This is a genomic window from Alloyangia pacifica (assembly GCF_900116195.1).
Classification (GTDB): domain Bacteria; phylum Pseudomonadota; class Alphaproteobacteria; order Rhodobacterales; family Rhodobacteraceae; genus Salipiger; species Salipiger pacificus.
The window spans coordinates 14,230-35,319 of the sequence record NZ_FOZW01000022.1; the positions used below are offsets into that span (position 1 = coordinate 14,230).

The 21,090-nt window shown below is 68.0% G+C and carries 18 protein-coding genes; 16 read left to right on the forward strand and 2 right to left on the reverse strand.

What is annotated here, in order from left to right:
- The first annotated feature begins 45 nt into the window (after window positions 1-45).
- The 4 genes from BM397_RS27200 to murD all read left to right on the forward strand — a co-directional run bounded on the left by BM397_RS27200 (window position 46) and on the right by murD (window position 5,625).
- Window positions 46-1,539, forward strand: coding sequence for a UDP-N-acetylmuramoyl-L-alanyl-D-glutamate--2,6-diaminopimelate ligase (locus BM397_RS27200; RefSeq protein ID WP_092430973.1), 1,494 nt, complete (start codon window positions 46-48; stop codon window positions 1,537-1,539).
- A complete protein-coding gene (locus BM397_RS27205; protein WP_092430975.1) occupies window positions 1,536-2,966 on the forward strand; it encodes a UDP-N-acetylmuramoyl-tripeptide--D-alanyl-D-alanine ligase in 1,431 nt (476 codons plus the stop codon). The genes BM397_RS27200 and BM397_RS27205 overlap by 4 nt, the downstream gene beginning before the upstream one ends.
- Window positions 2,967-2,984: 18 nt before the next feature.
- Window positions 2,985-4,067, forward strand: coding sequence for a phospho-N-acetylmuramoyl-pentapeptide-transferase (mraY, locus tag BM397_RS27210; protein ID WP_092430976.1), 1,083 nt, complete (start codon window positions 2,985-2,987; stop codon window positions 4,065-4,067).
- A gap of 154 nt (window positions 4,068-4,221) precedes the next feature.
- Window positions 4,222-5,625: a UDP-N-acetylmuramoyl-L-alanine--D-glutamate ligase gene (gene murD, locus BM397_RS27215; protein WP_092430977.1), complete on the forward strand. Its 1,404-nt coding sequence runs from the start codon at window positions 4,222-4,224 to the stop codon at window positions 5,623-5,625.
- Window positions 5,626-5,647: 22 nt separating this feature from the next.
- Here the strand turns inward: murD and BM397_RS27220 are convergent, their stop codons facing one another.
- Both BM397_RS27220 and BM397_RS27225 read right to left on the reverse strand, forming a co-directional pair.
- On the reverse strand, window positions 5,648-6,316 hold the full coding sequence (locus BM397_RS27220; protein ID WP_092430979.1) for a hypothetical protein: 669 nt from the start codon (window positions 6,314-6,316) through the stop codon (window positions 5,648-5,650).
- A 66-nt stretch (window positions 6,317-6,382) separates the two neighbouring features.
- Window positions 6,383-7,561, reverse strand: a complete 1,179-nt coding sequence (locus BM397_RS27225) for a BaiN/RdsA family NAD(P)/FAD-dependent oxidoreductase (RefSeq protein WP_092431015.1) — start codon at window positions 7,559-7,561, stop codon at window positions 6,383-6,385.
- 165 nt (window positions 7,562-7,726) lie between these two features.
- Between BM397_RS27225 and BM397_RS27230 the strand changes: the two genes are divergently transcribed.
- From BM397_RS27230 to BM397_RS27285, 12 genes are all read left to right on the forward strand, one after another.
- Window positions 7,727-8,893 (forward strand): peptidoglycan glycosyltransferase FtsW, encoded by a 1,167-nt coding sequence (locus BM397_RS27230; protein WP_092430981.1) that lies wholly within the window; start codon window positions 7,727-7,729, stop codon window positions 8,891-8,893.
- A gap of 154 nt (window positions 8,894-9,047) precedes the next feature.
- Window positions 9,048-10,250, forward strand: a complete 1,203-nt coding sequence (locus tag BM397_RS27235; protein ID WP_092430984.1) for a UDP-N-acetylglucosamine--N-acetylmuramyl-(pentapeptide) pyrophosphoryl-undecaprenol N-acetylglucosamine transferase — start codon at window positions 9,048-9,050, stop codon at window positions 10,248-10,250.
- A gap of 32 nt (window positions 10,251-10,282) precedes the next feature.
- The gene (gene murC, locus BM397_RS27240) at window positions 10,283-11,680 is read left to right on the forward strand and encodes a UDP-N-acetylmuramate--L-alanine ligase (protein ID WP_092431016.1); all 1,398 of its coding nucleotides are present in this window, start codon (window positions 10,283-10,285) and stop codon (window positions 11,678-11,680) included.
- Between the two features lie 13 nt (window positions 11,681-11,693).
- A complete protein-coding gene (locus tag BM397_RS27245; protein WP_092430986.1) occupies window positions 11,694-11,921 on the forward strand; it encodes a hypothetical protein in 228 nt (75 codons plus the stop codon).
- 120 nt (window positions 11,922-12,041) lie between these two features.
- The gene (locus BM397_RS27250) at window positions 12,042-12,287 is read left to right on the forward strand and encodes a DUF2484 family protein (protein WP_092430988.1); all 246 of its coding nucleotides are present in this window, start codon (window positions 12,042-12,044) and stop codon (window positions 12,285-12,287) included.
- A gap of 51 nt (window positions 12,288-12,338) precedes the next feature.
- Window positions 12,339-13,268 carry a UDP-N-acetylmuramate dehydrogenase gene (gene murB / locus BM397_RS27255; protein WP_092430989.1) on the forward strand — a complete coding sequence of 310 codons (930 nt, stop codon included), beginning with the start codon at window positions 12,339-12,341 and terminating at the stop codon, window positions 13,266-13,268.
- 209 nt (window positions 13,269-13,477) lie between these two features.
- On the forward strand, window positions 13,478-14,392 hold the full coding sequence (locus BM397_RS27260) for a D-alanine--D-alanine ligase (protein WP_425425992.1): 915 nt from the start codon (window positions 13,478-13,480) through the stop codon (window positions 14,390-14,392).
- Window positions 14,380-15,300, forward strand: a complete 921-nt coding sequence (locus BM397_RS27265; RefSeq protein ID WP_092430994.1) for a cell division protein FtsQ/DivIB — start codon at window positions 14,380-14,382, stop codon at window positions 15,298-15,300. The genes BM397_RS27260 and BM397_RS27265 overlap by 13 nt, the downstream gene beginning before the upstream one ends.
- The gene (gene ftsA / locus BM397_RS27270) at window positions 15,300-16,631 is read left to right on the forward strand and encodes a cell division protein FtsA (protein WP_092430996.1); all 1,332 of its coding nucleotides are present in this window, start codon (window positions 15,300-15,302) and stop codon (window positions 16,629-16,631) included. Before BM397_RS27265 ends, ftsA begins: the two co-directional genes overlap by 1 nt.
- A 630-nt stretch (window positions 16,632-17,261) precedes the next feature.
- Window positions 17,262-18,923, forward strand: coding sequence for a cell division protein FtsZ (gene ftsZ, locus BM397_RS27275; RefSeq protein ID WP_092430998.1), 1,662 nt, complete (start codon window positions 17,262-17,264; stop codon window positions 18,921-18,923).
- Window positions 18,924-19,190: 267 nt separating this feature from the next.
- Entirely contained in the window at window positions 19,191-20,111 is a 921-nt protein-coding gene (gene lpxC, locus BM397_RS27280) for a UDP-3-O-acyl-N-acetylglucosamine deacetylase (RefSeq protein WP_092431017.1), read from the forward strand.
- A gap of 113 nt (window positions 20,112-20,224) precedes the next feature.
- Complete coding sequence (locus BM397_RS27285; RefSeq protein WP_092431000.1) at window positions 20,225-21,079, forward strand: outer membrane protein assembly factor BamD; 855 nt, start codon at window positions 20,225-20,227, stop codon at window positions 21,077-21,079.
- Window positions 21,080-21,090 lie beyond the last annotated feature (11 nt).

Consider the following 21,090-nt stretch of genomic DNA (forward strand, 5'->3'; position numbering starts at 1 on the left):
TTTCGGGGCCGTGCAGATCCGAAATACAAAGATGAAAGGGCCGTCATGGGCGCCGTCATTGGAGAGGGCAAGAGCCTCAGCGAGCTTGGACTGACCGCGCGCGGCGGTCGCGAGGCACGGGTGACGGGACTGTCGGTCGACAGCCGCGAGGTGACGCAGGGCCACCTCTTTGCCGCGCTTCCGGGCACCAAGGTGCATGGGGCGAGCTTCATCCCCACGGCGCTCGAACAGGGGGCCGCGGCCGTTCTCACCGACGCCGAGGGTGCGGCGCTTGCCGCCGAGGCGCTGGCCGGCTCCGAGGCCGCGCTGGTGATCGCCGCCGATCCGCGCCAGGCGCTGGCCTATGCTGCCGCGCTGTGGTTCGGCGGGCAGCCCGAGGTGACCGTCGCCGTCACCGGCACCAACGGCAAGACCTCGGTCGCGACGTTCCTGCGTCATATCTGGCAGGACATGGGCTTTCGCGCCATCAACCTCGGCACCACCGGGGTCGAGGGCGACTGGCAGGCCCCGCTGAAGCACACCACGCCCGAGCCGATCACTCTGCATCGGGCGCTGGCCGGTGCCGCCGAGGCGGGCGTCGATCATTGCGCCATGGAGGCGTCGAGCCACGGACTTGACCAGCGCCGCCTCGACGGGGTGCAGCTGAAGGCCGCTGGCTTTACCAATTTCACCCAGGACCACCTCGATTACCACGCGGATTTCGAAGAGTATTTCGCGGCCAAGGCCGGTCTCTTCGCACGCGTCCTGCCGGACGAAGGCGTGGCGGTGATCAACATCGACGACGCACGCGGCGTCGACATGATGGCCATTGCCCGCGCCCGTGGGCAGGAGGTGATCTCGGTCGGCGAGGCCACCGGCTGCGATCTGCGCATCCTCGGCCAGCGCTTCCACGCCACGGGTCAGGACCTGCGGCTCGATTGGCGCGGCGCGGTGCAGCAGCTGCGGCTGGGACTCATCGGAGGCTTCCAGGGCCAGAACGCGGCGCTGGCCGCGGGTCTTGCGCTGGCCTGCGGCGCCGAGCCTGAACAGGTCTTCCCGGCGCTGGAGCGTCTCGAGACAGTGCGCGGGCGCATGCAGCTGGCCGCGACCCGCGACAACGGTGCGGCGGTCTACGTGGATTTCGCGCATACGCCGGACGCGGTCTCGACCGCACTTCAGGCGCTGCGCCCGCACGTCATGGGCCGGCTCATTGCCATTGTCGGTGCCGGCGGCGACCGTGACCCGGGCAAGCGCCCGCTGATGGGCGCGGCGGCCACCGAACACGCCGACATGGTGATCGTCTCGGACGACAACCCCCGCTCGGAAGACCCCGCGTCGATCCGCGCGCAGGTGCTCGAGGGTGCGCCAGGCGCGCTTGAGGTCGGCGACCGCGCCGAGGCGATCCTGCGCGGCGTCGACATGCTGCAGCCCGGCGACGCGCTGATGATCCTCGGCAAGGGTCACGAGACCGGGCAGATCGTGGGGGATACGATCTATCCCTTCGACGACGTCGAGCAGGCGAGCGTCGCCGTGGCAGCACTGGACGGGAGAGGCCTGTGACCCTCTGGACATCTGAAGACGCGGCGCGCGCCACCGGCGGGCGCGCCATCGGAACTTGGACCGTCACCGGCGTATCGATCGACACGCGGACCATTGAGAAGGGCGACCTTTTCGTCGCCCTGACCGCGGCGCGCGACGCGCATGACTTCGTGGCGCAGGCGCTCGAGAAGGGGGCGGGGGCGGCTCTCGTCAGCCGCATCCCCGAGGGGCTGCCCGACGATGCGCCGCTCCTGCTGGTCGACGACGTGCTGCCGGGGCTCGAGGCGCTGGGACGCGCTGCGCGCGCCCGCACCCGCGCGCAGGTGGTGGCGGTGACGGGCTCGGTGGGCAAAACCTCTACCAAAGAGATGCTGCGCACCGTTCTGGGGGCGCAGGGCACGGTCCATGCCGCCGAGAAAAGCTACAACAACCATTGGGGCGTGCCGCTGACGCTGGCGCGGATGCCCGCCGACGTGGACTTTGCCGTCATCGAGATCGGCATGAACCACCCCGGCGAGATCGCGCCGCTGAGCCGGATGGCGCGGCCGCATGTGGCGATGATCACCATCGTCGCGCCGGCGCACCTTGCCGCCTTCGAGAGCCTCGAGGGCATCGCGCGCGAGAAGGCGGCGATCTTCGAGGGGCTGGAGCCGGGCGGCATCGCCGTGGTCAACGGCGATCTCGAGGTCTCGCCGCTGCTCGTCGAGCTTGCCGAGGCCAGGGCCGATCAGGTCATCACCTTCGGCGAGGCGGCGGGCAACCACCACCGGGTCGAGCAGGTCACCATCTGCGATGCGGCCACCGTCGCTCAGGGACGGGCCTGGCGCACGCATGTGCTCTACAAGGTCGCGGTGCCGGGACGTCACTTCGCCGTCAACGCCATGGGTGTGCTCGCGGTCGTGCATGCGCTCGATCTCGACCGGGCCATGGCGATCACCGCGCTTGGGCAATGGGAGGCCGGGGCGGGCCGCGGCCTGCGCGAGGTGATCATCCTCGATCCGGTGGAGACGCAGCTATCGCTCGAGCTGATCGACGACGCCTATAACGCCAACCCGGCCTCGCTGGGGGCCTCGCTCGAGGTGCTGGCAGGGGCGAAACCGAAGGACGGGATGGGGCGCGTGGATCACGGCCGGCGCATCGCATATCTCGGCGACATGAAGGAGCTGGGCGCGCAGGAGCACGCGCTGCATGCGGCGCTGGCGGAGCTTCCCGCGATGGAAAAGATCGACATCGTGCATTGTGTCGGCCCGCTGATGCGTGACCTCTGGCAGGCGCTTCCGGAGCACAAGCGCGGGCATTGGGCCGAGACCAGTGCCGCAATGGCCGAGCGGGTGCGACATGATCTGGATGCCGGCGATGTCGTGCTGGTGAAGGGCTCCCTGTCCATGGCGCTGGCGCGCGTGGTTGACGCGATCCACAAAATGGGTCATGCGCCCGCCACTATCTGACAAGAAGGACCGGGGCTCATGCTCTACTGGCTGACTGGATTGAGTGACGGCGGCGATGTCTTCAACCTCTTCCGCTACATCACTTTCCGGGCGGGTGGAGCCTTTCTGACCGCGCTGATCTTCGGCTTCCTCTTCGGGCGCCCGCTGATCGACGTGCTGCGCAAGCGGCAAGGCAAGGGCCAGCCGATCCGCAGCGACGGTCCCGAGGGGCATTTCGTCAAGGCCGGCACCCCGACCATGGGCGGGCTGCTCATCGTCGGCGCACTGCTGACCGCGACGCTGCTCTGGGCGCGGCTCGACAACGGCTTTGTGTGGATGGTGCTCTTCGTCACCATGGGCTACGCGGCGATCGGCTTTGCCGACGACTACGCCAAGGTCAAGAAGCAGAACACCGACGGCGTCTCGGGCAAGGTCCGGCTGCTGATCGGCTTTGGCATCGCCGCGATTGCCGCGGCCTGGGCGGCCTGGCTGCACCCGGCAGAGCTGACCGGCGAGCTGGCCTTCCCGGTGTTCAAGAACGCGCTGCTCGATCTCGGTTGGTTCTTCGTGCCCTTCGCGATGATCGTCATCGTCGGCGCGGCCAATGCGGTGAACCTGACCGACGGGCTCGACGGGCTCGCCATCATGCCGGTGATGATCGCCGGCGGCACGCTGGGGATCATCGCCTACGCGGTGGGCCGCACCGACTTCACCGAATATCTCGACGTGCACTATGTGCCCGGCACCGGCGAGATCCTGATCTTCACCGCCGCGCTGATCGGCGGCGGGCTCGGCTTCCTGTGGTACAACGCGCCGCCTGCGGCGGTCTTCATGGGGGACACCGGCTCGCTGGCGCTTGGCGGCGCGCTCGGCGCCATCGCCGTGGCCACCAAGCACGAGATCGTGCTGGCCATCGTCGGCGGTCTCTTTGTGGTCGAGGCGCTGTCGGTGATCATCCAGGTGCTCTACTTCAAGCGCACCGGCAAGCGGGTGTTCCTGATGGCGCCGATCCACCACCACTACGAGAAGAAGGGCTGGGCCGAGCCGCAGATCGTCATCCGCTTCTGGATCATCTCGCTGATCCTCGCGCTGATCGGGCTCGCCACGCTGAAGCTGCGCTGAGGCGGTGGGCGAAGCGGGGGCGCCGCCCCCGCACCCCCGGGATATTTGAGACATATGGAAGGGCGGAGACGCCCGCCGACCGCGTCCTCTGGTGCGCGCCGCGCCGATGCGCTAGCCGTGGGGCGAGGCGATTTGCAGGCATGGGGGCTTTGCCATGATTCCGGTTTCCGGCTTTGAAGAGCGCACCGTCGCGGTGCTGGGACTTGGCCGCTCGGGCCTTTCGGCGGCGCGCGCGCTGCGCGAGGGCGGGGCCTCGGTACTTGTCTGGGATGACAATGCCGGCGCCCGCGAGACCGCCGAGGCCGAGGGCTTCGAGTGTCGCGAGCTGGCCAGGGCGGGCGGCTTCGAGGGGGTCGACTGGCTGGTGGTCTCGCCGGGCATCCCGCATCTCTATCCCGCGCCGAATCCGGTGATCGCCGCCGCTTGGGTGGCGGGCGTGCCGGTGGACAACGACATCGGCCTGTTCTTCCGCTCGCTGGCCAGCGCGGGCTCGGACTGGGACATGTACGACAGCCCTCCGAGGGTGGTCGCGGTGACCGGCTCCAACGGCAAGTCCACCACCTCGGCGCTGATCCATCACATCCTGCACAGCACCGGTCGCGACAGCCAATTGGCGGGCAACATCGGCCGCGGCGTGCTCGACATCGACCCGCCGGGTGACGGCGGCATCGTCGTGCTGGAGCTGTCGAGCTACCAGACCGACCTTGCGCGGGCGCTGACCCCCGACGTGGCGGTGTTCACCAATCTCTCGCCTGACCATCTCGACCGGCACGGCGGCATGGGTGGCTATTTCGCCGCCAAGCGCCGGCTGTTTGCCGAGGGTGGGCCGGACCGCTGCGTGATCGGCGTGGACGAGGACGAGGGGCTCTACCTCGCCAACCAGCTCTCCGAAGCGGCGACCGACGACCGGGTGATCCGCGTTTCTTCGGGGACCAAGCTCGGCGGGCCGGGCTGGCTGGTCTATGCGCGCAAGGGGTTCCTCACGGAGTGGCGCAAGGGACGGCAGGTGGCCTCCATCGACCTGCGCAGCATCAAGGGGCTGCCGGGGGCGCACAACCACCAGAACGCCTGCGCCGCCTATGCCGCCTGCCGGGCGCTCGGCGTGGCGCCGCGGCAGATCGAGGCGGCTTTCCTCAGCTTCGAGGGGCTGCCGCACCGCAGCCAGATCGTCGCCGAGGCGGACGGCGTGACCTTCGTGAACGACAGCAAGGCGACCAATGTGGACGCGGCGGTGAAGGCGCTGCAGGCCTTCAAGAATATTCGCTGGATCTGCGGCGGGCTGATGAAGGAGGGCGGGCTTTCCGGGCTGGCCCCGGGGCTGCCCAATGTCACCAAGGCCTATGTGATCGGCCGCGAGGCGGCGACATTCGCGCTGGGTCTGCCGGGGGTCGAGGCCGAGATCTGCACCGACATGGCCACGGCTGTCGCCAAGGCGCGCGCAGAGGCGCAGCCGGGGGACGTGGTGCTGCTCGCGCCCGCGGCGGCCAGCTTCGACCAATACGACAGTTTCGAGAAACGCGGCGAGGATTTCGCCGAGAAGGTGCGGGCGGGGCTCTGAGCGCGCCGCCCGGCGCGGGGCCTCAGGCCTCGCGCAGCCGGTTCAGCAGACCGCCGTAGAAGGCCTGCGGATGCACCACGCCGAGCTGCGCGGGGATCTTCGGCAGGTTGAGGATGCGCGCGATGGCGAAGCGGTGCGCGCCGCCGCCGGCGCGCAGCAGCGTTCCGTCCCGCCCCACGTGCAGCAGGATGCCGCCGTGCTCGCGGCGAAAATACTCGGGCAGTTCGGCGCGCGAGAGCAGCCTGCCGCGGCGCCGGGTCTCCTCGAAGACCGCGTCGAGCCGCTGGTAACGGGTCACCAGCTCTTCCTCGGTGGCGCAGTCGTCCGGGGTCTTGCCCTCGGCGATCTCGGTCAGCAGCTTCTGGAACAGCGGCGTGTCGCGCCAGGGTGTGCCGCCCTCGAAATGCAGGCGGCAGCTCAGCAGCTTGCGGCCTTCCTCGACCGAGCGGCGCGGCAGGTCCCAATCGCCGCCCAGCACCATCCCGCTCTGCTGGCGGCGCAGGGCCGGCTTGCCCGCGTAGGTGTGGTTGACGTCGCGCGCATCCACCCGGATCAGCTCGTCCGAGAGCGGCGCGCCCGGCCCGTAGCGCAGCCGGTTCCACAGGTCGCGCACGACCTTGCGCGGCACCTGCGCGTGCAGGTCCCGGATCCAGTTGCTGGGATAGAGGGTCGGGTGGTCGGTAAAGGCCATGGGAAGTCCGCGTGACAATCGCATGACAAAATGTAACGACCGGGTGACAAATTCAAGAGGTGCGGATCACCCTGCGGCAAGGCTTCGCCCGGCTGCGGCGCCCGAGGCCCAGGCCCACTGGAAGTTGTAGCCGCCGAGCCAGCCGGTCACGTCCACTGCCTCGCCGATGAAATGCAGACCTGGCACGGTCTTGGAGGCCATGGTCTTGCTGTTCAGCCCGTCGGTGTCGACCCCGCCGAGCGTCACCTCGGCGGTGCGCCAGCCTTCGGAACCGGAAGGGCGCAGCACCCAGTTGCGCAGGGCCTCCGACAGCGTCTCGGCACGCTTGTCGGAAAGATCGGCGAGGTTGCCCGACAGATCGAGCTGATCGGCAAGGTGGCCCACCAACCGCTCGGGCAGGATTTGCCGCAACTCGGTGGTCAGCGACCGTTTGCCGGCCCCCTTGCGCGCGGCGCGCAGGTGGTCGGCGGGATCGAGCCCAGGGGAAAGGTTGACGGAAATCTCCTCGCCCTCGTGCCAGTAGCTCGAGGCCTGCAGGATCGACGGTCCGGAAAGCCCGCGGTGGGTGAAGAGCAGCGCCTCGTCGAAACTGGTGCCATTTGCGGTCACCCGCGCAGGCAGGGAGACGCCGGCGAGATCGGCGAAGCGCCCCTCGGGGAAGGTCAGCGGCACGAGGCCGGGGCGGGGCGTTACCAGCGCGTGACCGAACTGCTTGGCGATGTCATAGGCGAGGCCCGTGGCCCCCATCTTTGGGATCGAGCGTCCACCGGTGGCCATCACGAGGTTCTTAGCGCGGATCACCGTCTCGCGCCCGTCGCGCTCCACGCGGGCGGTGTAGACGCCGTCGGCATGGGTCAGCTCGCTCAGCGAGGTTTGCAGCCAGAGCTCGGCTCCCGCGGCCTCCAGTTCGCGCAGCAGCATGGCGACGATCTGCGTCGCCTTGCCGTCGCAGAAGAGCTGGCCGAGGGTCTTTTCGTGCCAGGCGATGCCGTGGCGCGAGACCAGCTCGATGAAGTCCCATTGTGTGTAGCGGGCCAGTGCCGATTTGCAGAAATGCGGGTTCTGCGACAGGAAACGCGACGGCTCGGTGCCGAGGTTGGTGAAGTTGCAGCGTCCACCGCCCGAGATGCGGATCTTCTCGCCCGGGGCGCGGGCGTGGTCGATGACCAGCGTGCCGGGCCCCGCGTGGGCCGCACACATGAGGCCGGCCGCGCCGGCACCGAGGATGAGCGTGTTGATCTGCATGTCGCCCTGAAACACCGGATCGCGCCGCGCCGCAAGGGTGGGCGAGAGTGGCACGGGGCAGGGGTGGCGGGGACCCGCGCTCTTCCCAAAGGGCAGCGCAGGTGCTAGCCTCTGCCGCAAGATCCGGGAAAACCCGGGCGATCAGGCAAATTGAGCGGTATTCCCATGACGGAAATGGTCTACGGCGCGGTCTCCGTGCGCGATGGCGAACCTGTCCTGCCCAAGTGGTGGCGGACGGTGGACAGGTGGTCGCTGTCCTGCGTGCTGATGCTCTTCGGGGTCGGCATCCTGCTGGGGCTCGCGGCCTCGCCGCCGCTGGCCGAGCGCAACGGCTTCGCGCCGTTCCATTACGTGCAACGGCAGGCCTTCTTCGGCGGTCTGGCGCTGACCGCGATGTTCCTGACCTCGATGATGACCCCGGTGATGGTGCGCCGCGCGGCGGTAATCGGCTTTGCCTTCGCTTTCGCCTCGCTGCTGGCGCTGCCGGTGCTGGGCACCGACTTCGGCAAGGGCGCGGTGCGCTGGTACTCGCTGGGCTTTGCCTCGGTGCAGCCCTCGGAGTTCCTCAAGCCGGTCTTCGCCGTGGTCGCGGCCTGGCTGATGGCCGCCAGCCAGGAGATCGGCGGCCCGCCGGGCAAGAGCTGGTCCTTCGGCCTGACCTGCGCGATCGTGATCACGCTGGCGCTGCAGCCCGACTTCGGCCAGGCCTGCCTTGTCCTCTTCGGCTGGGGCGTCATGTGGTTCGTCGGCGGCGCGCCGATGTTCCTGTTGCTCGGCCTTGCCGGACTCGTGGTGCTGGGTGGCACTTTCGCCTACAACAACTCCGAGCACTTCGCCCGCCGCATCGACGGCTTCCTGACGCCCGATGTCGATCCCACCACCCAGCTAGGCTACGCCACCAACGCCATCCGCGAGGGCGGCTTCTTCGGGGTCGGCGTGGGCGAGGGGCAAGTGAAATGGTCTCTGCCCGACGCGCATACCGATTTCATCATCGCCGTCGCCGCCGAGGAATACGGGCTGGTTCTGGTCATGGTGATCATCGCGCTCTACGCCACCGTGGTGGTGCGCTCGGTGCTGCGGCTGATGCGCGAGCGGGATCCCTTCATCCGGCTCGCCGGGACCGGCCTTGCCGCCATGTTCGGAGTTCAGGCAATGATCAACATGGGGGTCGCTGTGCGCCTGCTGCCTGCCAAGGGCATGACGCTGCCCTTCGTCAGCTACGGCGGCTCTTCGCTGATCGCGGGCGGCATCGCCGTGGGCATGTTGCTGGCCTTCACCCGAACCCGCCCGCAGGGCGAGATCGGCGAGATCCTGCGCGCAAGGATGCGCTGATCCGGGGTGGGGGATGCGGCGCTTTCGCGCCGTGCCCCGCTGCGATAGACGGGCGCGAAACCGTGTCAGCGCGCCCGGGTCACGAGACGAGTCGGTGCGGTGATGAATTGAGGCAGCGGGGCACAAGACCCTGCGCAGGAACGAGGTCGAGCACATGGCGCAACACGGCGGGCCGGACCAAGGCAGGCAGCCCCTTCTGGTCATCGCGGCCGGCGGCACCGGCGGGCACATGTTCCCGGCGCAGGCGCTGGCCGAGATCATGCTGCGGCGCGGCTGGCGGGTGAAGCTCTCGACCGACGCGCGCGGCGCGCGTTACACCGGCGGCTTTCCCCATTCCACAGAGATCGAGGAAGTCTCCTCGGCCACGTTCTCGCGGGGCGGGTTGGTGGCCAAGGCGATGGTGCCGCTGCGTGTCGCGAAGGGCGTGCTGTCGATGGCGCGGCGCTTCCGCCGCGATCGGCCGAATGTGGTGGTCGGCTTCGGCGGCTACCCGTCGATCCCGGCGCTCGGCGCGGCGCGGCTGCTGAAGCTGCCCTCGATGATCCACGAGCAGAACGGCGTGCTGGGCAAGGTGAACGAAAAGTTCGCCCGCAAGGTCGACGCCGTGGCCTGCGGCACTTGGCCCACCAAGCTGCCCGAGGGGGTCGAGGGTATCCCGGTCGGCAACCCGGTGCGCAGCGCGGTGCGCGAGCGGGCAGGGGCGGGCTACATCGCGCCGGGCGATTATCCGATGTCGCTGCTGGTGATCGGCGGCTCGCAGGGGGCACGGATCCTGTCGGACGTGGTGCCGCCGGCGATCGAGCGCCTGCCGATGGAACTGCTGCGCCACCTGCGCATCAGCCATCAGGCCCGCGACGAGGATGGCGAGCGGGTGGCGAAGTTCTACTACGAGCACGGCATCGACGCCGAGGTGCAGCCCTTCTTCAACGACGTGCCCGCGCGCATGTCCGAGGCGCAACTGGTCATCTCGCGCTCTGGGGCTTCGTCTGTGGCCGATATCTCGGTCATCGGGCGTCCGTCGATCCTGATCCCCTACGCCGCGGCGCTGGCGGATCACCAGACAGTCAACGCGCAGGGGCTGGTGGACGCCGGGGCGGCGATCCGCATTCCCGAAAGCAAGCTCTCGGTCGAGGCGATGACCGAGGCGATGATGGCCGTGCTCTGCAATCCGGAGGGCGCCGCGCAGATGTCGCGCGCCGCGCTGTCGATCTCGCATCCTGACGCAGCGCTCGGGCTGGCGCAGATGGTCGAGGAACTGGCAGGGTTCGGTTCCGACGATACATACGAAGAAGAGCCGGACGCCTATTATTCCGGCGAAGAAGATCAGGCGTATGAGCAGGAGACGGGGCAGAGATGAAAGATGAGAAATTCACCGAGGAAGGCGCGCGCATGAGCCCGGCAACCAAGCTTCCGGGCGATGTCGGCCCGATCCACTTCGTCGGCATCGGTGGCATCGGCATGTCGGGCATCGCCGAAGTGCTGCTCAACCATGGCTATGCGGTGCAGGGCTCCGACCTCAAGTGCTCCAAGATCACCGAGCGGCTGGTCTCGCTGGGTGCGGTGGTCTTCGAGGGCCAGCGCGCCGAGAACCTCGAGAACGCGCAGGTGGTGGTGATCTCCTCGGCGATCAAGCCGGGCAACCCCGAGCTCGACGAGGCGCGGCGGCGCGGCCTGCCGGTGGTGCGCCGGGCCGAGATGCTGGCCGAGCTGATGCGGCTCAAGTCGAACATCGCGGTGGCGGGCACCCACGGCAAGACCACGACCACCACCATGGTGGCGACGCTGCTCGATGCGGGCGATCTGGACCCCACCGTGATCAATGGCGGCATCATCCACGCCTACGGCTCGAACGCCCGCGTCGGTCTCGGTGAATGGATGGTGGTCGAGGCTGACGAGAGCGACGGCACCTTCAACCGCCTGCCCGCGACCATCGCCATCGTCACCAACATCGACCCCGAGCACATGGAGCACTGGGGGTCGATCGAGAAGCTGCGCGACGGCTTCTACCAGTTCGTCTCGAACATCCCCTTCTACGGCGTCGCCGTCTGCTGCACCGACCACCCCGAGGTGCAGGCGCTGGTGGGCCGGGTGACCGACCGCCGGGTGATCACCTACGGGTTCAACGCCCAGGCCGACGTCCGCGCGATCAACCTGCGCTATGAAAAGGGCGTGGCGCATTTCGACGTGGCGCTGCAGGCCGAGGGCACGGTGATCGAGGGCTGCACCCTGCCGATGCCCGGCGATCACAACGTGTCGAACGCGCTCTCGGCCATCGCCATCGCGCATCACCTCGGCATGACCGCAGATGAGATCCGCGCGGCGCTTGCGGGCTTCGGTGGCGTCAACCGCCGCTTCACCCGCGTCGGCGAGGTGAACGGCGTCACCATCATCGACGACTACGGCCACCACCCGGTGGAGATCGCCGCGGTGCTGAAGGCGGCGCGGCAGGCGTCGGAAGGTCGCGTCATCGCCGTGCACCAGCCGCACCGCTACTCGCGGCTGCATACGCTGTTCGACGATTTCTGCACCTGCTTCAACGAGGCCGACGTGGTCGCCATCGCCGAGGTCTACGCCGCCGGCGAAGATCCGATCGAGGGCGCGAGCCGCGACGATCTGGTCGCCGGGCTGATCCGCCACGGCCATCGCCACGCCCGCGCGATCCTCTCGGAGGACGACCTCGAACGGCTGGTGCGCGAGCAGGCGCGTCCGGGCGACATGGTGGTCTGCCTCGGCGCCGGTACGATCTCGGCCTGGGCCAACAACCTGCCCGCGCGGCTGGAGAAGTGAGCCGGGGCCGGCCATGAGCGTGCTCTGGGCCATCGCGGGCGTGATCGTCCTTCTGTCGGCGGTGGCGGTGCTGGGGATCCTGCGCCGCCTCGTCTTCTTCTTCGCGCTGGCCTTCTTCGCGGGGCTGGCGCTGCAGGTCCACCACGATCCCTCGGGCAGCGCGGCGCTCATCGCCAGCACCGGCGGAGGGCTGCTGATGGCCTGGCCGGTGCGGCGCTTCCTGACCGGGATGCTGGTTTGAAGCGAGTGCTCCGGGGACCGGGCGAGTGCTGGTCCGTAGCGTGGCGCTGCTGCGTCTGACGGGCGGCTTGCGACCAGCCCAAACCTGCGCCACTCTGGCACGAGCCGCCGGAGATGCCGCATGACCCTTTCGCTCTTTCTCGCCTGCGCCTGGCTGGTGCTCGCCAATGTGCTGGCCATGCTGCCTTCGCGCGACAACCACTGGACACGCGCCTACGCGCTTATCGCGCTCGGGCTGCCGCTGATTGGATGGGTCTGGTGGCAGAACGGGCCATGGGTGGCGCTGCTGGTGCTGCTCGCGGGGGCCAGCGTGCTGCGCTGGCCGGTGCTCTACCTATATCGATGGCTGCGGGCCCGCGTCTCCTGAGCCGGTCGCGGGGCCTTTACCCGCGCCGCGGAACGCGGCAGAACGCTGCGCATGATTGATCAGCTTCCTCCCGTCCGTGGCCGTCTCACCGAGGGCCGACCGCTCTCCGAACTCACCTGGCTGCGCGTCGGCGGACCCGCCGAGGTGTTGTTCCAGCCCGCCGACATGCAGGACCTGCAGGATTTCCTCGCGGCGCTGCCCGCCGAGGTGCCGGTCTTCCCGATGGGCGTCGGGTCCAACCTCATCGTGCGCGACGGCGGCATGCGCGGCGTGGTGATCCGCATGGGGCGCGGCTTCAACGGCATCGCGGCCGAGGGCACCCGCGTCACCGCGGGCGCGGCGGCGCTTGATGCGCATGTGGCGAAACGCGCGGCGCAGGCCGGGGTGGATCTCACCTTCCTGCGCACCATTCCCGGCTCGATCGGCGGGGCGGTGCGGATGAACGCGGGTTGCTACGGCACCTATGTCGCCGACCACCTCGTGGAGATTCGCGCGGTGACCCGTCAGGGCGTGCTGGTGACGATTCCCGCCGCAGAGTTGAACCTGCAATACCGCCAGTCCGAGCTGCCCGAAGGCGCGGTGGTCGTCGAGGCGGTCTTCGAGGGGCCGCAGGGCGATCCGGCAGAGCTGGAGGCGCGCATGGAAGCGCAGCTGAAGAAGCGCGACGAGACCCAGCCCACCAAGGATCGCACCGCGGGCTCCACCTTCCGCAACCCGGCGGGGTTCAGCTCGACCGGTCGCGACGATGACACGCATGAGTTGAAGGCCTGGAAGGTGATCGACGAGGCCGGGATGCGCGGCGCGACTCGGGGTGGTGCGCAGATGAGCCCGATGCATTCCAACTTCCTGGTGAACACCGGAGAGGCAAGTGCCGCCGATCTGGAAGGTCTTGGCGAGGAAGTCCGAAAAAGGGTTTTCCAACACAGTGGTTTGCAGCTACAGTGGGAAATCATGCGGGTCGGCGATCCGCTTGAAAACTGAGGGCGTTACGCGCCCCAACTATAAAATGCGCACCTACAGGCAGGGTGCGATGAACGAGGCGGCAGTCTTCCCTGACACAACTCCGGGTCGCACGCCGTGGTGAATCAGCTTTGCGCGCCGAATTGAGCGGCACGCGGGCAGCTGACCGGGGTAAACCCCGGCGGCACACATGACGGGGCGAAGCCCCGCACAACGAGGCGGTTTTGGGGATGTCGAGCAGGGCAGCTCCCAAAGTGGCGGTATTGATGGGCGGACCTTCGGCTGAGCGCGAGGTCTCGCTGAGTTCCGGTCGGGAATGTGCCGCCGCTTTGCGGGAAGAGGGATTTGAGGTGATCGAACTGGACGCGGGGCCCGATCTGGCTGCGCGGCTTGCGGACCTTTCTCCCGACGTGGTTTTCAACGCACTTCACGGCCGCTGGGGCGAGGATGGCTGCGTGCAGGGGCTGCTCGAATGGTCCCGCATCCCCTACACCCATTCCGGTGTGCTGTCCTCGGCGCTGGCCATGGACAAGGATCGCTCCAAGCAGGTCTACCGCGACGCGGGTCTGCCGGTTGTGGGCAGCGTGCTGGCGTCCAAGGCAGAGGTTGCCGCCAGCCACCTGCTGCCGCCGCCCTACGTGGTGAAGCCCTACAACGAGGGCAGCTCGGTCGGCGTCTACTTGGTGATGGACGGGGCCAACCAGCCGCCGCAGCTTTCCGAGGACATGCCCGAGACGGTGATGGTCGAGACCTATGCGCCGGGCCGTGAGTTGACCACCACGGTGCTCGGCGACCGCGCGCTGACGGTGACCGACATCCTCACCGACGGCTGGTACGACTACGACGCCAAGTACAAGACCGGTGGCTCGCGCCACGTGATCCCCGCGGAGATCCCGCAGGAGGTCTTCGATGCCTGCCTCGACTACGCCCTGCGCGCCCACAAGGCGCTCGGCTGCCGTGGTCTCAGCCGCACTGACTTCCGCTGGGACGAAAGCCGCGGGATCGACGGGCTGGTGCTGCTGGAGACGAATACCCAGCCTGGCATGACACCGACCTCGCTGGCCCCCGAACAGGCGCACGCCTGCGGGATGAGCTTCGGCGCCCTGTGTCGCTGGATGGTGGAGGATGCCACATGCGATCGGTAGGAGCCGCACCGAACCGCGCGCCCGCAGGTCGGGCCGCCCGCGTTCAGGCCTATCGGTCGGATCCTGCGCCGTCGCGGATGAAGTACCGTCTCGAGCGGCTCATGCTGACGCCGCTCTTCCGTTTCACGCTGCGCTTCGGCCTGCCTTTCCTGATCGGTGTCGGTGGGGCGAGCTGGTATTTCTCGGTCGACAGCAACCGCGAGGCCTTTGTCGGCGCGGTCATGTCGGTGCGCGACCAGATCGAGAGCCGCCCGGAGTTCCGCGTCGATCTGATGGCGATCGACGGCGCCAGCGAGGGCGTCGCGGCGGACGTGCGCGAGATTCTCTCACTGGATTTCCCGCTCAGCTCTTTCGATCTCGACCTCGACGAGATGCGCGGCATTGTGACCGGCCTCGATGCGGTGAAGTCGGCGAGCCTGCGGATCAAGCAGGGCGGGGTGCTCGAGGTGTCCATCGTCGAGCGGGTGCCGGTGGTGCTCTGGCGCGGTGTGCGCGGGCTCGAACTTCTGGACGAGACCGGCGTTCTTGTCGGTCCCGCGGGCAAGCGGGCGGAGCATGCGGATCTGCCGATCGTCGCCGGAACCGGAGCCGAGACCGCGATCCCCGAGGCATTGGAGCTTTTCGCCGCGGCTGCGCCGCTGGAAGGCAAGCTGCGCGGGCTGGAGCGCATCGGCGCCCGCCGCTGGGACGTGGTTCTCGACGGCGGGCAGCGCATCCTGCTTCCCGAGAAGGGCGCCGTGCAGGCGCTCGAGCGGGCCATGGCGATGGATGGCGCCGTTGACATGCTTTCACGCGACATCGCGGCGGTGGACCTGCGGCTGGCGCAGCGCCCGACGCTGCGGCTGAACCACGACGCGGCACAGGAATACTGGCGGATCAAGTCCTTCGAGACCGGGGAAAAACGATAATGTTCGAGCTTTACGAGTCCCAGCGCGCGATGCGCAACATGCGCAAGGCGGCGATGCAGCGCGGTGTCGTTGCGGTGCTGGATGTGGGCAGCTCGAAGATCGCCTGCCTGGTGCTGCGCTTCGATGGCACCGAGCGCGGCGCCGACAGCGGCGTCGGTTCGCTGGCGGGGCAGGCGGGCTTCCGGGTGATCGGCGCGGCCACCACCCGCTCGCGCGGGGTGCGCTTCGGCGAGATCGCCGCGATGAGTGAGACCGAGCGCGCGATCCGCACCGCGGTGCAGGCGGCGCAGAAGATGGCCGGCATCCGGGTCGATCACGTGATCGCCTGCTTCTCGGGGGCCGAGCCACGCAGCTACGGGCTCGACGGCAAGGTGTCCATCGATGGCGCCATGGTGACCGAACAGGACGTGGCGCGGGTGCTCTCTGCCTGCGATGTTCCGGATGTGGGCCATGGCCGCGAGGTGCTGCACGCGCAGCCGGTGAACTTCGCGCTGGATCACCGGTCCGGGCTCAGCGATCCGCGCGGCCAGATCGGCCGCGAGCTCACCTGCGACATGCACATGCTGACGGTGAACGCCCAGGCGATCCAGAACCTCGCCCATTGCGTCAAGCGCTGCGATCTCGAACTCGCGGGCATCGCCAGCTCGGCCTATGTGTCGGGCGTGGCGGCGCTGGTCGAGGACGAGCAGGAGCTGGGCGCGGCCTGCATCGACATGGGCGGCGGCGCCACGGGCGTCTCGATCTTCATGAAGAAGCACATGATCTATGGCGACACGGTGCCCATGGGCGGCGATCATGTCACCGGCGACATCTCCATGGGGCTTCAGATCCCGATGGCGATGGCCGAGCGCATCAAGACCTTCTACGGCGGCGTGCATGCCACGGGCATGGACGACCGCGAGATGATCGAGATCTCCGGCGACACCGGCGACTGGCACCACGACCGGCGGCAGGTGAGCCGCGCCGAGCTGATCGGCATCATGCGTCCGCGGGTCGAGGAAATCCTCGAAGAAGTGCGCGCCTGTCTTGATGCCGCGGGCTTCGAGCATCTGCCGAGCCAGCAGATCGTGCTGACCGGCGCAGCAAGCCAGATCCCCGGCCTCGATGGGCTGGCGAGCCGCATCCTCGGCAGCCAGGTGCGCCTGGGCCGACCGATGCGCGTGCACGGGCTGCCGCAGGCGGTGACCGGGCCGGGCTTTGCCTCGGCAGTGGGCATGTGCCTCTTCGCGGCGCACCCGCAGGACGAATGGTGGGACTTCGAGATCCCGGCGGAGCGCTATGCGCCGCGCTCGATCATGAAGGCGATGAAGTGGTTCCGCGACAACTGGTGAATTGACCTGCCGGATGGGGTAGGTGATCGGCGCGCCGCAGCTGCGCGCGAAGGTCACCTGATCGCGGCTGAAGCTGACCTTCTGGCAGGCGCGTCCGGCAAGCTGCTGCGGCGGACAGTGTGCTTCGCGGCCTGCGCAGCACGGCTCTCTCTAGCCAGGCTGCCCTTGGGTTAAGATATGCTGAATGTCGGAAGGCGCGGTGGCTCGCGGCGCGGATGGCCGCGCCTCGGGGTGCCAGGCAAGACGCTGGCGATCGGCGCGTTTTGCGCCCTGTTCACGAAGAGTTCGGGGTGACGTACGGCGCCGGATTTGCTAAGGAACGCCAAAGACCGCGCGTCAGACGCGGAGACGGAGACGGAGAGGCGAGCAGGCATCTCCAGACATGGGTAAAGAGATTCGGACGCGGCCGCTGTGAGAGAGGCCGTTCCCGGGTCTTGTTGTGCTGTTGCTGGCGGCATACGCAAGACTTGGTGGAAACGGGCGAAATCTCGCGCGGATAGTCAATCCGAAAGCCATATTTCGTGGTGGATCTGTGTTTTTTGCGTGACCCAGCCCTAGGATCCCGGTAATAATTGACCCAAGGCGCAGGACAGGCGCGGAACAAGTCATAAACGACAGGCGGAACATCACATGGCACTCAATCTCTCGATGCCCGGCCAGGAAGAGCTGAAGCCCCGGATCACCGTATTCGGCGTCGGCGGAGCCGGTGGCAACGCAGTCAACAACATGATCACCAAGCAACTCGAAGGCGTGGACTTCGTGGTTGCCAACACCGACGCGCAGGCTCTGCAGCAGAGCCTGTCGACCGCCAAGGTCCAGCTTGGCGTGAAGGTGACCGAGGGTCTGGGCGCAGGCGCCCGCCCGTCGGTCGGATCGGCTGCCGCCGAAGAGAGCATCGAACAGATCGTCGACCACCTGGCGGGGGCGCACATGTGCTTCATCACCGCCGGCATGGGCGGCGGCACCGGCACCGGCGCAGCCCCGATCATCGCGCAGGCCGCGCGTGAGCTGGGCGTGCTGACCGTCGGCGTGGTGACCAAGCCCTTCCAGTTCGAAGGCGCCAAGCGCATGCGCCAGGCCGAAGAGGGCGTCGAGTACCTGCAGAAGGTGGTCGACACGCTGATCATCATCCCGAACCAGAACCTGTTCCGTCTGGCCAACGAGAAGACCACCTTCACCGAGGCCTTCAGCCTTGCTGACGACGTGCTCTACCAGGGCGTCAAGGGTGTGACCGATCTGATGGTCCGCCCGGGCCTGATCAACCTCGACTTTGCCGACGTCCGCGCCGTGATGGACGAGATGGGCAAGGCAATGATGGGCACCGGCGAGGCCGACGGCGAAGACCGCGCCATCCAGGCTGCGGAGAAGGCGATCGCCAACCCGCTGCTCGACGAGATCAGCCTCAAGGGCGCCAAGGGTGTCCTGATCAACATCACCGGCGGTCACGACCTCACGCTGTTCGAACTCGACGAGGCGGCCAACCGCATCCGCGAGGAAGTGGACGCCGACGCCAACATCATCGTGGGCAGCACGCTCGATGACACGATGGAAGGCCGGATGCGGGTTTCGGTCGTGGCGACCGGCATCGACGCTTCGGCCTCGCATGCAGAGATCCCCGTGCCGCGCCGCCCGCTGGCGCAGCCGATGGCCCAGCCGGCCGAACAGGCCGCCGCCGAGCCGGCCGCCCCGCAGCAGCCGGTTGCACCTCAGCCCGTGGCCGCGCAGACCGCGCCGCAGCAGGCACCGGTGGCTGCTCAGCCGCAGTACGAAGATGACGAGCCGTCGCTCTTCGGCGAAATGCCCGGTGGTCAGCAGGGGTACGAGGAAGAGGTTGCCGAGACGGATGACGGTCTGCCGCCGCCCGCCTACCGCCCGCAGCCGGTCCAGCGCCATGCGGAGCCGGCACCGCTGGACGCCGCGCCCGATACCTTCGTCGCACCGCGGGCGCCGGGTCAGCCGTCTTCGGACACCATGAAGCGCCTGCACGCCGCGGCCGCGCGCAACAACCGCCCGGGCCAGCCCGCAGCCGCCCGCCCGCAGCAGGCCGAGCCGCAGCGCGCGCCGGAAGCCGAGAAACCGCGCTTCGGGATCAACTCGCTGATCAACCGCATGACCGGCCATCACGGCCATGAGCAGCAGGCGCAGCCCGCCGCTCCGGCAGCGCCGCAGCCGCAGGCGCGTCGCCAGCCGCCGATGCAGGCCCAGCGTCCGGCTCCGGCACCGGCACCCGAAGAGGCCCCCGAGCAGGACCGGATCGAGATCCCGGCCTTCCTGCGCCGCCAGGCCAACTGACACATATCACCCGCGCCGCCTCGCGCGGGTGCACAATCTGCGCTCCGCGCGCCGCAACACCCTCTCGCAAGAGAGGGTGTTTTTTCTTGTAAAGCATAGAGTTGACTGGTTTTGGCGCGGCTCAGGCATGCATCCGCCCATTAGGAAACCTGCATGTTTCATTTCGTTGCAATACTTGATTTGAGAACTTGCCTCCCTGTGGGTATCTCCCTTTGCAGCAGAGGCGCGCGCCGTTGGGGAGGGGCGTTCCAGACAAAGGTGACCAAAGTGCAAACGACGATCCGCAGTGCAGTGAGCTTCCAGGGCGTGGGCCTTCATTCCGGCGCGCCTGTCCGGATGACCATTCGCCCGGCCGCAGCCGAGCACGGCATCTGGTTCAAGCGCACGGACATCGAAATCGGCGACGCCCTCGTGCCTGCCCGCTTCGACGCGGTCGAGATCTCGCCGCTCTGCACTCTCATCAAGAACCGCGCAGGCGTCTCCGTCTCGACCATCGAGCACGTCATGGCCGCGCTTGCGGGCTGCGGCATCCACAATGCTCTGATCGAGATCGACGGCCCCGAGGTTCCGATCGTCGATGGCTCCGCCGCGCCCTTCGTTCGCGCGATCCTGGCCCGCGGCGTGCGCGAGCTGCGCGCCCCGGTCCGCGCCATCGAGGTTCTGAAAACCGTCGAGGTGGAAACCGCCGGAGGCTGGGCCCGTCTTTCGCCGGGGCAGGGCACCACGATGGAGTTCCACATCGATTTCGCCGACGCCGCCATCGGCACCCAGGACAAGGCGATCAATCTCGCCAACGGCAGCTTCGTGCGCGAGCTCTGCGACAGCCGTACCTTCTGCCGCCAGGCCGACGTTGACGCGATGCAGGCCAACGGCCTGGCGCTTGGCGGCACCTACGAGAATGCCGTCGTCGTCGATGGCGAGAAGGTGCTTTCGCCCGGTGGCCTGCGCCACACCGACGAGGCCGTGCGTCACAAGATGCTCGATGCCTTGGGTGACCTCTACACCGCGGGTGCCCCGATTCTCGGTCATTACACCGGCTTCAAGGCCGGGCATGCGATCACCAACAAGCTGCTGCACGCGCTGTTCTCCACCGAGGGGGCCTATCGCCTCACGGTCTGCGATGCGCAGATGGCCGCACGGCTGCCGGGCGCCGGTGTCGAGCGGGATGAGATCCCTGCGGTTGCGTGACAGCGATGCGGTGCTCAATTCGCCGTTAAGACGTTTTGCCCCGGAAATTTCTGTGCTAGGACCGAGCCAAGGCCCCGCAGGGGGCTTGGCAAGGAATGTGAGGTAAGTCGGGCATGGCAGGCGGCAGATCGCGAAATGCAGTGATCGGGGCGGCTTTCTCCGCGATTCTCCTGGCGGGGTGTTCCGCGCAGGAGCAGCCCGGGACAGGCCCCGGCGGGGTTCCGATCGAGAACTTTTCCGCCGAGCAGATCTTCGAGCGCGGTGAATTCGAGATGGAGCGCAGCGACGCCGAGCGCGCTGCCTATTACTTCGGTGAGGTCGAGCGGCTCTATCCCTACTCGGACTGGGCCAAGCGTGCGCTGATCATGCAGGCTTACAGCTACCACCGGGCGAAGGATTACGAGAATTCCCGTTCGTCTGCGCAGCGTTATATCGATTTCTATCCCAGCGATGATGATGCCGCTTACGCGCAGTATCTCCTGGCACTGTCGTACTATGACCAGATCGAGGAAGTGGGCCGCGACCAGGGGCTGACCTTCCAGGCGCTTCAGGCGCTGCGCACGGTCATCGAGCGGTATCCCGACAGCGAATACGCGCGCAGCTCGATCCTGAAGTTCGACCTCGCCTTCGACCACCTCGCGGCGAAGGAAATGGAGATCGGGCGTTACTATCTCAAGCGCGAGAATTACGGCGCCGCGATCAGCCGCTTCCGCGTCGTGGTCGAGGATTTCCAGACCACCACGCATACCGCCGAGGCGCTGCACCGGCTGGTCGAGGCCTATCTTTCTCTGGGGCTGACGCAGGAGGCGCAGAGCGCCGGCGCGATCCTTGGCTACAACTACCGGGGCACCCAGTGGTACGAGGACAGCTACAAGCTGCTCACCGGTCGCGGGCTGGAACTGGAGGCGGCAGGCGACAGTTGGCTGGCCCAGGTCTACCGGCAGATGGTCAAGGGCCAGTGGATCTGAGGCCAGTGGCC

What these genes read in the sequence shown, in the direction of transcription:
- BM397_RS27200 (WP_092430973.1), top strand. Translation starts at nt 46, where the DNA reads ATGGGCGCCGTCATTGGAGAGGGCAAGAGCCTCAGCGAGCTTGGACTG.
- mraY (WP_092430976.1), top strand. Translation starts at nt 2,985, where the DNA reads ATGCTCTACTGGCTGACTGGATTGAGTGACGGCGGCGATGTCTTCAAC.
- murD (WP_092430977.1), top strand. Translation starts at nt 4,222, where the DNA reads ATGATTCCGGTTTCCGGCTTTGAAGAGCGCACCGTCGCGGTGCTGGGA.
- BM397_RS27220 (WP_092430979.1), bottom strand. Translation starts at nt 6,316, where the DNA reads ATGGCCTTTACCGACCACCCGACCCTCTATCCCAGCAACTGGATCCGG.
- BM397_RS27225 (WP_092431015.1), bottom strand. Translation starts at nt 7,561, where the DNA reads ATGCAGATCAACACGCTCATCCTCGGTGCCGGCGCGGCCGGCCTCATG.
- BM397_RS27230 (WP_092430981.1), top strand. Translation starts at nt 7,727, where the DNA reads ATGACGGAAATGGTCTACGGCGCGGTCTCCGTGCGCGATGGCGAACCT.
- BM397_RS27235 (WP_092430984.1), top strand. Translation starts at nt 9,048, where the DNA reads ATGGCGCAACACGGCGGGCCGGACCAAGGCAGGCAGCCCCTTCTGGTC.
- murC (WP_092431016.1), top strand. Translation starts at nt 10,283, where the DNA reads ATGAGCCCGGCAACCAAGCTTCCGGGCGATGTCGGCCCGATCCACTTC.
- BM397_RS27245 (WP_092430986.1), top strand. Translation starts at nt 11,694, where the DNA reads ATGAGCGTGCTCTGGGCCATCGCGGGCGTGATCGTCCTTCTGTCGGCG.
- BM397_RS27250 (WP_092430988.1), top strand. Translation starts at nt 12,042, where the DNA reads ATGACCCTTTCGCTCTTTCTCGCCTGCGCCTGGCTGGTGCTCGCCAAT.
- murB (WP_092430989.1), top strand. Translation starts at nt 12,339, where the DNA reads ATGATTGATCAGCTTCCTCCCGTCCGTGGCCGTCTCACCGAGGGCCGA.
- BM397_RS27260 (WP_425425992.1), top strand. Translation starts at nt 13,478, where the DNA reads ATGTCGAGCAGGGCAGCTCCCAAAGTGGCGGTATTGATGGGCGGACCT.
- BM397_RS27265 (WP_092430994.1), top strand. Translation starts at nt 14,380, where the DNA reads ATGCGATCGGTAGGAGCCGCACCGAACCGCGCGCCCGCAGGTCGGGCC.
- ftsA (WP_092430996.1), top strand. Translation starts at nt 15,300, where the DNA reads ATGTTCGAGCTTTACGAGTCCCAGCGCGCGATGCGCAACATGCGCAAG.
- ftsZ (WP_092430998.1), top strand. Translation starts at nt 17,262, where the DNA reads ATGGCACTCAATCTCTCGATGCCCGGCCAGGAAGAGCTGAAGCCCCGG.
- BM397_RS27285 (WP_092431000.1), top strand. Translation starts at nt 20,225, where the DNA reads ATGGCAGGCGGCAGATCGCGAAATGCAGTGATCGGGGCGGCTTTCTCC.